Annotated in this window: 10 protein-coding genes, 2 tRNA genes and 1 other RNA gene; 6 read left to right on the top strand and 7 right to left on the bottom strand. The window is 58.2% G+C overall.

Annotation, left to right across the window (positions count from 1 at the left end; all coding sequences use genetic code 11):
• The first annotated feature begins 116 nt into the window (after positions 1-116).
• Positions 117-869, top strand: coding sequence for a 2,3-diphosphoglycerate-dependent phosphoglycerate mutase (gpmA, locus tag NR195_RS11655; RefSeq protein WP_033756988.1), 753 nt, complete (start codon positions 117-119; stop codon positions 867-869).
• Between the two features lie 203 nt (positions 870-1,072).
• Here gpmA and aroG read toward each other — a convergent pair whose 3' ends face one another.
• On the bottom strand, positions 1,073-2,125 hold the full coding sequence (aroG, locus tag NR195_RS11660) for a 3-deoxy-7-phosphoheptulonate synthase AroG (RefSeq protein WP_010669658.1): 1,053 nt from the start codon (positions 2,123-2,125) through the stop codon (positions 1,073-1,075).
• 287 nt (positions 2,126-2,412) lie between these two features.
• On the opposite strand from aroG, the gene NR195_RS11665 reads away from it, so the two are divergent.
• From NR195_RS11665 to zitB, 4 genes are all read left to right on the top strand, one after another.
• Complete coding sequence (locus tag NR195_RS11665) at positions 2,413-2,781, top strand: YbgS-like family protein (RefSeq protein WP_022626030.1); 369 nt, start codon at positions 2,413-2,415, stop codon at positions 2,779-2,781.
• A 98-nt stretch (positions 2,782-2,879) separates the two neighbouring features.
• The gene (locus NR195_RS11670; protein WP_033756983.1) at positions 2,880-3,461 is read left to right on the top strand and encodes a response regulator transcription factor; all 582 of its coding nucleotides are present in this window, start codon (positions 2,880-2,882) and stop codon (positions 3,459-3,461) included.
• 14 nt (positions 3,462-3,475) lie between these two features.
• Positions 3,476-6,520 (top strand): ATP-binding protein, encoded by a 3,045-nt coding sequence (locus tag NR195_RS11675; protein ID WP_256844560.1) that lies wholly within the window; start codon positions 3,476-3,478, stop codon positions 6,518-6,520.
• Positions 6,498-7,487 (top strand): CDF family zinc transporter ZitB, encoded by a 990-nt coding sequence (gene zitB, locus NR195_RS11680; RefSeq protein WP_052270810.1) that lies wholly within the window; start codon positions 6,498-6,500, stop codon positions 7,485-7,487. Before NR195_RS11675 ends, zitB begins: the two co-directional genes overlap by 23 nt.
• On the opposite strand, the gene pnuC is transcribed toward zitB, so the two are convergent.
• From pnuC to NR195_RS11695, 3 genes are all read right to left on the bottom strand, one after another.
• Positions 7,481-8,203: a nicotinamide riboside transporter PnuC gene (gene pnuC / locus NR195_RS11685; RefSeq protein ID WP_256844542.1), complete on the bottom strand. Its 723-nt coding sequence runs from the start codon at positions 8,201-8,203 to the stop codon at positions 7,481-7,483. The two genes, zitB and pnuC, sit on opposite strands and share 7 nt — an antisense overlap.
• A gap of 24 nt (positions 8,204-8,227) precedes the next feature.
• Positions 8,228-9,289, bottom strand: a complete 1,062-nt coding sequence (gene nadA / locus NR195_RS11690; protein ID WP_010260151.1) for a quinolinate synthase NadA — start codon at positions 9,287-9,289, stop codon at positions 8,228-8,230.
• Positions 9,290-9,415: 126 nt separating this feature from the next.
• Positions 9,416-9,958 carry a methylated-DNA--[protein]-cysteine S-methyltransferase gene (locus NR195_RS11695; protein ID WP_010260149.1) on the bottom strand — a complete coding sequence of 181 codons (543 nt, stop codon included), beginning with the start codon at positions 9,956-9,958 and terminating at the stop codon, positions 9,416-9,418.
• Between the two features lie 158 nt (positions 9,959-10,116).
• Between NR195_RS11695 and NR195_RS11700 the strand changes: the two genes are divergently transcribed.
• Positions 10,117-11,592: an AlkA N-terminal domain-containing protein gene (locus NR195_RS11700; RefSeq protein ID WP_256844543.1), complete on the top strand. Its 1,476-nt coding sequence runs from the start codon at positions 10,117-10,119 to the stop codon at positions 11,590-11,592.
• A gap of 571 nt (positions 11,593-12,163) precedes the next feature.
• Here the strand turns inward: NR195_RS11700 and NR195_RS11705 are convergent.
• The 3 genes from NR195_RS11705 to NR195_RS11715 all read right to left on the bottom strand — a co-directional run bounded on the left by NR195_RS11705 (position 12,164) and on the right by NR195_RS11715 (position 12,538).
• A non-coding RNA gene (locus NR195_RS11705) (RtT sRNA) lies at positions 12,164-12,297 on the bottom strand.
• Between the two features lie 43 nt (positions 12,298-12,340).
• Positions 12,341-12,416, bottom strand: a tRNA-Lys gene (locus NR195_RS11710).
• Positions 12,417-12,462: 46 nt separating this feature from the next.
• Positions 12,463-12,538 (bottom strand) — tRNA-Lys (locus NR195_RS11715).
• Between the last annotated feature and the right edge of the window lie 143 nt (positions 12,539-12,681).

Here is a 12,681-nt window from a genome sequence, read left to right on the forward strand (position 1 = left end):
AGGCTTACGCGCTGCCCGCTTTTCCGTTATGGTATGGCGCAATCAGCTCGCGTGTCAGGCGGGCAGCAGCAGGTTTCCAATCTCACAGAAACATCACAGTATTAAGGAGTTAAGCTATGGCTGTAACTAAGCTGGTTCTGGTGCGACACGGCGAAAGCCAGTGGAACAACGAAAACCGCTTTACCGGTTGGTATGATGTTGACCTTTCTGAGAAAGGTCGTGGCGAAGCCAAATCAGCAGGTCAGCTGCTGAAAAAAGAGGGCTTTGTTTTCGATTTCGCTTACACCTCAGTACTGAAGCGTGCCATTCACACGCTGTGGAATGTGCTGGATGAGCTGGATCAGGCCTGGCTGCCGGTTGAGAAAACCTGGCGTCTGAACGAGCGTCACTACGGTGCGCTGCAGGGTCTGGATAAAGCGGAAACCGCTGCCAAATATGGTGATGAGCAGGTTAAGCAGTGGCGTCGCGGCTTTGCCGTTACTCCGCCAGAGCTGGATCGTTCAGATGAGCGCTTCCCGGGCCATGATCCGCGTTACGCGAAACTGACCCCAGAGCAGCTGCCAACCACCGAAAGCCTGGCGCTGACTATTGACCGCGTTATCCCTTACTGGAACGAAACCATTCTGCCGCGCATCAAAAGCGGTGAGAAAGTGATCATTGCCGCACACGGCAACTCACTGCGTGCGCTGGTGAAATATCTGGATAACCTGAGCGAAGATGAAATCCTCGAACTGAACATCCCTACCGGCGTACCGCTGGTTTATGAGTTCGATGAAAACTTCAAACCGTTGAAACGCTACTACCTGGGCGACCAGGACGAGATTGCCGCGAAAGCCGCAGCCGTTGCGAATCAGGGTAAAGCGAAGTAATTTCTCGCTGAAATGCAAAAAGGCCAGACGAAAGTCTGGCCTTTTTTTATTGGGCTGCGCGCACGAACGCTGCGCACTGTGTTCGTTGTCAGAATAAAGAGATCAATGAGCCAGGCAACAACTGATTGGCTCAAAGCGCAGGGAATACGGTCAGAGGCACAATCCTCAACGCGAACCGGGTCAGACCTTGTCAGTTATCCCACTCAGCCGCGGCGCTGTTTAACCGCTGCCGCCAGCTGACGCAGCACCTTGTCGGTATCTTCCCAGCCGATACAGGCGTCGGTGACGCTTTTGCCATAGACCAGCGGCTCGCCGCTCTCCAGACTCTGGTTGCCTTCCACCAGATGACTCTCGATCATCACACCGACAATCGCCTGCTCACCATTAATCAGCTGCTGTGAGACATCGTCTGCCACAACCATCTGACGCTGGAACTGCTTGCTGCTGTTGGCGTGGCTGAAATCGATCATCACCTGCTGTGGCAGACCCGCTTTTGCCAGGCCCTCTTTGACCTCTGCAACATGCTGCGCACTGTAGTTCGGCTCTTTGCCGCCGCGCAGAATGATATGGCAGTCACCATTGCCGCTGGTTTCCACAATGGCGGAGTGACCATATTTCGTCACAGACAGGAAACAGTGCGGCGATCCCGCCGCGTTAATGGCATCGATCGCCACCTTAATGGTGCCATCGGTGCCGTTTTTGAAGCCGACCGGACAGGAGAGACCGGACGCCAGCTCACGGTGAACCTGGGATTCCGTGGTGCGCGCGCCAATCGCGCCCCAGCTCATCAGGTCAGCCACATATTGCGGGGTAATCATATCCAGAAACTCGCCCGCCGCCGGTAAGCCGCTGTCGTTAATATCCAGCAGCAGTTTACGCGCCAGACGCAGACCGTCGTTGAGCTGGTAGCTGTTATCCATGTAGGGATCGTTGATCAGCCCTTTCCAGCCCACCGTGGTGCGCGGCTTTTCAAAATAGACCCGCATCACCACTTCCAGCTCGCCTTTCAGCTCATCACGCAGCGCCAGCAGGCGGTCGGCATACTCTTTTGCCGCTTCAGTGTCATGAATTGAGCAGGGGCCGATCACCACCAGCAGGCGATCGTCCTTGCCCTGCAGGATCTGATGAATCGCCTGACGGGCCTGTGAAACGGTCTGTGCAGCACGATCGGTCGCCGGGAATTTTTCGAGCAGCGCAACCGGAGGTAACAGCTCTTTAATCTCTTTGATGCGTAAGTCATCGTTCTGGTAATTCATACTGATTCCATATTATTTCTGGCCCGGCGCCCGCCGGACACAACCTGCCCAATGTAGCCCGAAGCGCCTGGGGTGTAAATTCCCGCTGCGGGTTAAATGTGCGGGTGATATTTGCATTAATCAGGTTAGCGACTAGACTTTTTAATTGTAAGCACTGAGGAACGTCCCGCTTACAAAATTAAATCACCCTGTTTAAGCCAACCGGCGAATTATATTTCGTCAGGGATTTTCTTACCCGAAATTGCACCTCTGGGCTTAAAGCATCTTCATTTATTAACGGGAGCATAATGATGAAAAAGTTTGCCTTACTCTTTTTGACAGCAGCAATGACACTGAGCAGCGGTGCGGTACTGGCTGCAGACAGCAGCAGCAATAACGGTACATCGAATCAGGCAGCCAGTGCAGGTGCAGCAGCGGGCGGAGCGAAAGAGAATCTGCCGCCAAATAATGTCGATAACAGCAAAATTAATAACACTGGCAACGATACCAATCCTGCAACGTCCGGCAGCACCACCAGCCATGGTAATATGTCTGCTAACGAAATGGACCAGAACGCCCAGTGTAAAGATGGTAAATGTCCGAACATCAATAAAAAAGTTCAGACTAAAGTGGGCGGCGGTGACGTAGATACTAAAACCGACGGTACCACCCAGTAATTCTGTTTAGCCAGGAGAGCTGACGTTCTCCTGGTTTTTCTCCCCTCTGTCCCACTCTTCCGCTATGCTAATCCTGTGAATTTTACAGGAAATCCTTCATGGCCGTTTTGCTTCTGATTGACGATCATCCGCTGGTTGAAGTGGCACTTGAAGCCGCTCTGAGCCAGTCGCCTATTCCGGTTCAGCTCCTCTCTGCCAGCAGTGAAAAAGCCGCCCGTCCCCTGCTTCAGCAGCCACTGGACATCATCGTGCTGGATATTGGCCTGCCGGATAGCGATGGGCTGGAGTTCCTGCGTCGCCTGAAGATCCATCGCCCCGACTGTCCGGTATTGATCTACTCTGCTCAGCAGACCCGCCACTATGTGCGTCGTGCCCAGGCGCTGGGTGCCGCCGGTTATGTGGTGAAGAGCCAGCGCATGGCGCAACTGCTTAGCGCTATCCTGGCGGTGCTGGGCGGTCAGACGGCGTTTCCGGTGATGGATGATGAGCCGGAACTCCCGCTGACCCAGAAAGAGCGTCAGATTCTGGCGCTGCTGGCCAGCGGCCTGTCCAATCTGCAAATCGCCGCCCAGTTGCACATCAGTAATAAAACGGTCAGCACCCATAAAAAGAACATTCTGGAAAAAACCGGCGCCCGTTCGGTGGTGGAACTGGCTGACCTGTGGAAGGCGCAGCAGTGAGAACTCTCCTGCTGATGCTGCTGTTGCTGTGCGGCTCCGTTCTGGCTGAGGTGCGTCCGGTGAGCAGCATCAATCTGCCGATGATGCTACCGGTGACACACGCGGAAACCATGCAGGGCAAAATTCTGCGTGTTGGCCTGCTGGAAGAGAACCACGCCCCCTGGGCGATGCGCATCGGCAACGACCTGTATGGCATCAATGCTGACTATCTTTCCGCACTGCGCCAGCTGACTGGCGCGCAGTTCAGCCTCAACCTCTACAGCGATCAGCCGCATCTGATGCAGGCGCTGAAGAGCGGCCAGATCGATTTTGCGCTTGGCATGTGGATTTCTCCCCTGCCAGCCGGCGCGCTGAGCAGCGATAACTGGTACAGCAGCCCGCTTCGGGTCTACCGCAATCAGCAAAACCAGCGTGCCGTGATGTTTAACAGCCAGAATGCCCAACTGGCGATCAGCGAAAGCACGCTGGCACAACTGCCGCCTGCGCTGGCGGCCCGCCACAGCTGGCGACGCTACAGCAGTGATCTGCAGGCGCTCTATACCCTGCTGAATCAGCAGAATGATTATGTGGTGGCGGATGAGACCAGCGCCGGATTTCTGCTGAGCCAGCTGCAACAGGGCCAGATTTATCAGATCGCCTCACACATCGAGGCCGGACAGCTCAACCTGCGCGCGGTCTCCCGCGATCCGGAGCTTATCAGCTGGATTAATCAGAGCCTGCGTCAGTTGCCAGCAGAACTGATGAACACGCTGCAGGCGCGCTGGAGCAGTACCCTGCCGCGCTACCAGGATACGCAGACCCTGATGCTCAGCCCCACTGAACGCGCCTGGATTGCCGATCATCCGCGTATTACTTACACCGCCGAACCGGACAACTATCCCTGGAGTTATCGCGATGCCAGCGGGACCGCCAGAGGCTATGGCGTGGATTTGCTGAAAGCGATAGCTCAGAGCACCGGCCTGCAGTTTGAACCGGTGTGGGTCAGCAATCCGCGTCAGGCGAACACGCTGATCGGTCAGCAGCAGGCGATGCTGCAGCTGATGCAGCCGCTGAACGGCGATGCGATGCAGAGCACCTCGCTGCCGGTGTGGCGCGCGCTGTGGGGCATCTACAGCCTGCAGCCCGATACGCTGGCGCACTGGCGCGACCTGCGCGGCAAGCGGGTCGGCGTGTTGCAGGATGACCTGGCGCTGCGTCTGCTGCCTGCGGATCTGCAGCCGCAGCAATTTGCCGATCGTAATAGCCTCTATGACGCGCTGGCAAAAGGGCAGATCGATGCGCTGGTCGATAACGTGCTCTCCGCCCGCTGGCGTATCGCCAGCCGCGATGATGCGCGCATCCATCTCGCCTTTGCCGCCAGCGACATCGCCTGGCCGATCGCGCTGGGCGTGACGGCTGACCAGCCGGTGCTGCGCACCCTGCTGGATCGCGCGCTGCAGCAGATCCCGGCTGACACACAGAGTCAGATGCGCGACAGCTGGTCAACCCCGCCACAGCCCGGCAGCGTGATGGTGATGCGTTCGCTGCCGATGATGGTGCTGGCGGTGGCAGGTGCGGCCATTGCGCTGCTGCTGTTGCTGCTGGCGCGCCGCTACTGGCAACAGCGCCGGGAGCGTCAGCAGCGTGAACAGGCTGAACACGCCAATGCGATGAAGAGCCAGTTCCTGGCGACCGTCAGCCATGAGCTGCGCACGCCGATGCAGGCGATCCTCGGACTGCTGGAGCTGGAGAAGCAGCAGCACAGCAGCCAGAACCTGACGCTGCTGCACAGCAGTGCGCAATCGCTGCTGACGTTGCTGAATGATCTGCAGGATCATGCGCGCATCGAGAGCAACAGTTTTACCCTGGCTCCCCGTCCGCTGGCGCTGGCGCAGTGGCTCAATCAGCAGCAGCACTTTTATCACCCGTTAATGCGCGAAGACGGCCCGCATCTGATCGTCGAGGCGCTGACGCCGCTGCCTGATGCCGTGATGATCGATGCCGATCGCCTGCAGCAGGTGGTCAACAACCTGATGACCAATGCGCTGAAATTTACCCGCCACGGCGCGATTCGTCTGACGCTGGCCGCACAGCAACAACAGTTGATTCTGACGGTGAGCGACAGCGGCAGCGGTATTCCGCCAGAGGAGCAGCAGAAGCTGTTTGATCCCTGGTATCAGGCGCCGTCCGGTAAATCGGTTTCGGTGCAGGGCAGCGGCCTGGGGCTGTTTATCTGCCGGGAAATGGTGCAGCGGATGGGCGGCGACATCCGGCTCGCCTCTGAACCCGGTCACGGCACCCAGGTCACCGTGACGCTGCCACTGGAGGTCTGCGCACCAGCAAACCACGTGGATGAAACCGCCCTTCCCGACCTTCCACCGCTGCGGGTGGCGATTGTCGATGACCATCCGACCAATCTGCTGGTGATGCAGCAGCAGCTGTCGCGTTTTGCGATTCAGGCTGACATCTTCGAGCAGGGACGCGCACTACTGCAGGCCGATGCGCAACAGCCTTATGACCTGCTGTTTATCGACCAGATGATGCCGCGGCCTGACGGCACGCTGCTGCTGCGGATATTGCGGCGGCGTGACCGTCAGCGGAAGCGTCAGGCGATGCGGGTGCTCTGCTCCGCGGATGCCCAGCTGCTGTCACGACCGCTGGAGGCGCGGGAGCGGGTAGTGATAAAACCGGTGCAGTTAGCCGATCTCAGCGCGCTGCTGGCAGAGTGGCAGGAAGATCCGCTGGCGGCGCTGGATGATAATCTGTGGCAACTGGCGCAGCAGAATGAGAAATACCTCCGCCGTCTGAGCCAGACGCTGCACAACACGGTGACGCAGGATCTGGCCGTGATGCGCGAAGCACGCGAGCGCGAGGCGTGGATGCCGTTCGCCGAAGCGGCACACCGGATGAAAGGAAGCTGGTTACTGGTGGGACTGGATCACGGCGCACAGCTCAGCCAGCAACTGGCGGAGCAGGCAAAACAGCATCAGGACACGTCTGAGACGTGGCAATTACTGATATTATTAGCAAACAGGTTACTGAAAAAACTGGAATCTTATGGCACATACCCACACTCATAGCGGGCAGGATAGTAATCGCACGCGTCTGGCGGCCGCCTTCGGGGTGACCGTTGTCTTTATGGTGGCTGAAGTGATTGGCGGCTGGCTCTCGGGTTCACTGGCGTTGCTGGCGGACGCCGGGCATATGCTGACCGATGCCGCCGCGCTGCTGATGGCATTGCTGGCGGTGCAGTTCTCGCGCCGTAAACCCAATGCACGCCACACCTTTGGTCTGCTGCGTCTGACCACGCTGGCCGCATTTGTTAACGCCATTGCGCTGCTGGGCATTACCGCACTGATCGTCTGGGAGGCGGTGCGCCGCTTTGCCGACCCGCAACCGGTGACCGGCGGCCTGATGCTGGGGATTGCTATTGGCGGCCTGCTGGCCAATATTCTGTCGTTCTGGCTGCTGCATCACGGCAGCGAAGAGAAGAATCTCAACGTGCGGGCCGCGGCGCTGCATGTGATGGGCGACCTGCTTGGCTCGGTGGGTGCGATTGTCGCGGCGGTGATTATTATGCTGACCGGCTGGACCCCAATCGACCCGATTCTGTCGTTACTGGTGTCACTGCTGGTGCTGCGCAGCGCCTGGGCGCTGCTGCGTGAGAGTCTGCAGGAGTTACTGGAAGGGGCGCCGCGATCGCTGGATGTGAACCGGCTGATACGTGATCTCACCCTGAACATCGCAGAGGTGCGCAATGTTCACCATGTGCATCTGTGGCAGGTGGGCGAAAAGCCGCTGCTGACGCTGCATGCGCAGGTGATCCCGCCTTACGATCACGATGCGCTGCTGCATCGTATCCACGACTATCTGCGCCAGCACTATCAGATTGCGCATGCGACCGTGCAGATGGAGTATCAGCCCTGTGCCGGTGCCGAGTGTGAACTCGGCTTAAGCGGCGCTGCCGCCACCGGCCATGACCACAGTCATTCTCACGACCATGATCATGGCCACGCTCACGCTAAAGGCGAAGCGCACACTCACTGAGCCGACAGCGCGCCGGAACCCTGTTGCCGCGCGCTGCGGATCCACATGCGCGAGCCGTTCAGCGCAATCAGCGTCAGAATCACATACTCCAGCGACATCGCATAGACGCCCTGACGGGCAAAAATCATCACGCTAATCACGTTGATGATGACCCACAGCAGCCAGTTCTCAACATATTTGCGCGTCATCAGCACCATCGCCGCAATCGACAACACCATCATGCAGGAGTCCCAGAACGGGAACGCATCCGGCTGCAGCGCGGGCATCGCCACCGACAGGCCAAGGCCGTTCATCAGCGTGACGGCCGCACGGGTTAACAGCGCAAACACCGGATCGATATAGAGGGTCATCAGCGCAATCGCAATCACACAGCCCGCCGTCCAGGCCAGCGCCTTAGGCAGCGGCAGCCAGCGGATTTTCAGCGCCGCCTGATGATCGGAGGTTTGCCGACTCCAGGCGTACCAGCCGTAGATATTGGCGGCAAAAAAGAAGAGCTGCAGCAGCAGGCTGGCGTAGAGCTGGATCTGAAAGAAAATCACCGCAAACAGCGTGACGTTAATCAGGCCAAAGGGATAGTTGATGATTTTTTCCAGGCTGGCAAACCAGATGCAGAGTAAGCCTGCCAGCGTGCCGATAGCCTCAATCCATGAGAGATCGTAGCCTCCGGCACCCAGAGGAATGTGAACCAGAATATTGTGTGTGCTGAAGAAGTCCATGCTGAGCACCTGTCCGGAAAACGCTTACGCGTTTCCCTTCACGTTGAGTTTAAGTTCCGCTGCAAAGGATAGCATGCGATTAAGCGGCAGTAACGCCGCCTCACGCAGCGCCTCATCCACCTGAATCTCATGTTCCATCCCACCCGACTCCAGCGCCTCTGCGATGGCTTTAAGGCCGTTCATCGCCATCCAGGGACAGTGAGCACAGCTGCGGCAGGTGGCACCTTCACCGGCGGTCGGCGCTTCAAGCAGCTCTTTATCCGGCACCGCCTGCTGCATTTTGTAGAAGATGCCGCGATCGGTCGCCACAATCATCTGCGGATGCGGCAGGGATTTGGCGGCCTGAATCAGCTGGCTGGTCGAGCCGACCGCATCGGCCAGATCGACAATCGCCTGCGGTGACTCAGGATGCACCAGCACTGCCGCGTCGGGATAGAGCGCTTTCATACGCTGCAGCGCCTGGGTTTTGAACTCGTCGTGCACAATGCAGGCACCCTGCCAGCAGAGCACGTCCGCGCCCGATTTTTGGGTGACGTAGCGGCCAAGATGGCGATCCGGCGCCCAGATAATTTTTTCGCCCAGACTGTCGAGGTGCTCAATCAACTCGACCGCAATGCTTGAGGTCACCACCCAGTCGGCCCGCGCTTTTACCGCCGCCGAGGTATTGGCGTAGACCACCACAGTTCGATCGGGATGGGCGTCGCAAAAGGCGTTAAACTCTTCAATCGGGCAGCCGAGATCCAGTGAGCACTCCGCCTGCAGCGTCGGCATCAGTACGGTTTTCTCCGGGCTGAGGATTTTGGCGGTTTCCCCCATAAAGCGCACGCCCGCCACCAGCAGTGTCGTTGCCGAATGGTTGCTGCCAAAGCGTGCCATCTCCAGCGAGTCGGAAACGCAGCCGCCTGTCTCTTCTGCCAGCGCCTGAATTTCCGGATCGGTGTAGTAGTGCGCCACCATCACCGCGTTTCGCGCCTTCAGCAGCGCTTTAATTTTCTCACGGTAGAACGCCTTCTCGTCGTCACTCAGGCGAGCGGGTTTGGGCGGAAAGGGATAAACGGCGCTTTCTGGATCGAACATCACACTCATGACACAGCTCTCGTTTTGTCTAATTAACGAAAATCGCCTGTTCCGGCGAATTATGGCGTAGAATCCGCCATCGTGTTTTATATGCTAAACAAGATAGCGGAAAAGCCTGGCTGTGTCGTGCGATATTTATTCTGTCTGCATCACAGCGCCGACCCTGCCGGGCTGCGTTTCATCTGCCAGTACCAGCGGTTTTTGCGGCGCTTCCAGTGCCAGCAGAAAGGCTTTGATATCCAGTCCGCCCGCAAAGCCGGTCAGCTTGCCGTTGGCTCCAATCACGCGGTGGCACGGTGCGACAATTGAGAGCGGATTACGCCCATTGGCCGCCCCGACGGCACGCACCGCCAGCGGATGGCCGATCTCCCGCGCAATCTGGCTGTAGCTGCGCGTCTCACCAAACGGGATAGCCACCAGCGCCTGCCAGACTTTTTTCTGAAACTCAGTGCCGACAAAATCGAGCGGCAGCTCAAAGCAGCGACGAGCACCGGTGAAGTATTCGCTGAGCTGACGCTCAGTTTCGATCAGAATGGGATGATCGTCATCGCGCGTTTGCGGCAAAAACCGGGTGCGTTTGGGATCGTCGTTTTCCCACAAAATACCCGCCAGGCCGCTATCGCTGGCGACCAGTTTCAGTTCACCCACCGGGGTGACTATCGGTTTGAAGTAGTACATGGTGATTCTCCCGTCACGGTTCTGTCGCCTATTATCGCACTTTTCATCAGCCTGACTGGCTGTTTTCGGTCATGGCGATAAACTGTTGTGCTGTCCGAAAACAGCCAGTCTGCCGGGATTCACCGGTGTAGGCTGCGCTTATTTACCGGAGAACTGCCATGCTCGATCCCGACATTGCCTATCAGGCGCTGACCTCTCGTGATACCCGCTTTGACGGCGTTTTCTTTGTTGGCGTGACCTCAACCGGTATCTATTGTCGTCCGGTCTGCCCGGTCAAAGCGCCGATGCAGAAGAACTGCCTTTTCTTCAGCAGCGCCGAAGCGGCGGAGAAAGCCCGCTTTCGCCCCTGCCTGCGCTGTCGGCCTGAACTGGCACCCGGTAATGCGCCGGTTGATCAGCCGCACCGTGTGGCAGAGCGGCTGGTTCAGCGTATCGAGGAAGGCATGCTGGAGGAACGTGAAGGACTGGAGGCGATTGCCGCTGAATTCGGTATCAGCCTGCGTCAACTGCGCCGTATCGTGCAGCAGGAGCTGGGTGTCTCGCCGCTGGAACTGAAGCAGACGCGGCGCATGCTGCTGGCTAAACAGCTGCTGACCGAAACCCGGCTGCCGATTATTGACGTTGCCTATGCCAGCGGCTTTGGCAGCCTGCGGCGCTTTAATGATGTCTTCCAGGCGCGTTACCGCATGACGCCAGGCGCGCTGCGCAGGGACGATACGGGCACTCAATGTGCGCAGCCCGGCGACCGCGTGACGCTGCGGCTGGCCTATCGTCCTCCCTACGACTGGGCGGCGATGCTCTGGTTTTTGCAGACGCATCTGATGAAAGAGGTCGAGGCGGTGGAAGATGGCTGCTGGCGACGCACCGTGGTGCTCGGCCGCTGCCGGGGCTGGGTTTCTGTTTCGCATCTGCCGCAAAAGAACGCGCTGCAGGTGACGCTCTCCACCTCGCTGACGCCGGTTCTGCCTCTGCTGCTGCGCCGTCTGCGCGATCTGTTCGATCTCGACGCACAGCCGCAGCGTATCGCCGCCTGTCTGGCGCAGGACCCACTGCTGGCACCCAGCCTGATCTCGCATCCGGGTCTGCGAGTGCCTGGCGCATTCGACGCCTTTGAGCTGGGCGTGCGCGCCATTATCGGCCAGCAGGTGACGGTCAAAGCGGCCACCACGGTCAGCAGCCGTTTTGCCGCCGCCTTTGGCGAACCCTGTGAGACGCCGTTCGCCGATCTGACCCGCTACACCGCCCATCCTGAACGCATCGCCGGACTGACGGTAGACGATGTCGCGCCGATGGGGATTGTCAGTGCCGCCCGCTCCCGCGCCATCATCGCCTTTGCAAATGCCTGCGCCAGCGGAGATTTGCGTCTCAGCGCCGCTCAGGCGCCAGACGAGGTCATCAAAAAACTGGTCAGCCTGCCGGGTATTGGTCCCTGGACCGCGCACTATATCGCGATGCGCGCCCTGCGCTGGCCGGATGCCTTTCCCAAAGAAGATATTGCCATCCGGAATAACCTGGGCGGCCTGTCATCGAAAGAAGCGGAGGCGCGATCGCAGTCATGGCGTCCCTGGCGCAGCTATGCAGTGATGCATATCTGGGAGAGCCTGGCAGTGGCAAAGGCAAAGAAAAAGCCGTGACGGTTGATGTAAGGATGCAGATAGTCTGCCCTGATCTGCATAGTCGGTATCGCAGAAACTAAAAATGCAGAGCCTCTTCCAGACTGCTTACAAACTCGCACCCGACTTAATCTGACCGCAACGAAAAAGCTCAACGCGCAGGGAACAGGGTCAGAAGAGAATGGCGCGGGCCGACAGCCATCGCCAGAGGCTTTTCCAGACTGCTTACAAACTCGCACCCGACTGGATTTGGCCGCAACGAAAAAGCTCAACGCGCAGGGAACAGGGTCAGAAGAGGTAAGCGTCCCGCGCCTGGGACAAAAACGCCGGGAGCGTTTTTGAACAACGCAACGCGTTGGCCCGGCTACGGGCGCACCTCAGGGATGAGGTGCGTAATCGCGCGGGTCGAGCAGGTCAGGGATTGGCTTTGGCGTCTTTCCGATCTGACCCTGTTCTCTGCGCAGGCTCGATCTCTCAGCGGAACGGGCCAAAGTTTGCCAACAACTTCAAAAACCAGTGACGTTTTGCTTTGAAAAAGTTTTCAGATACCGCAGAAACAAAAAAAGCGCCCTGAGGGCGCTTTTTTCTTAATTGGTGGGTCGTGCAGGATTGCCTCGGCCCATCCGGGGCCTCGCCCTTCGGGTGATGCTGTCGCATCAGCCTGAATCGCCTGGCGATTCAGTCGAACCTGCTGCAGGTTCTCACCCTGCACGGGGAACGCCGTGCCGCAGAAACAAAAAAAGCGCCCTGAGGGCGCTTTTTTCTTAATTGGTGGGTCGTGCAGGATTCGAACCTGCGACCAATTGATTAAAAGTCAACTGCTCTACCAACTGAGCTAACGACCCGCTGGGGGCTTACAACCGTTCAACACGCCAGGCGGCTGAGATAAGATGGTGGGTCGTGCAGGATTCGAACCTGCGACCAATTGATTAAAAGTCAACTGCTCTACCAACTGAGCTAACGACCCATCTTAGGTTGTGAAGCAATGCTGAAGTGTTCTTCTTAAAACTGCGCGGTAAAAGCGCGTCTGAGGAAGATGGTGGGTCGTGCAGGATTCGAACCTGCGACCAATTGATTAAAAGTCAACTGCTCTACCAACTGAGCTAACGA

Source organism: Pantoea sp. Ft-CA_14 (assembly GCF_024520875.1).
Classification (GTDB): domain Bacteria; phylum Pseudomonadota; class Gammaproteobacteria; order Enterobacterales; family Enterobacteriaceae; genus Pantoea; species Pantoea agglomerans.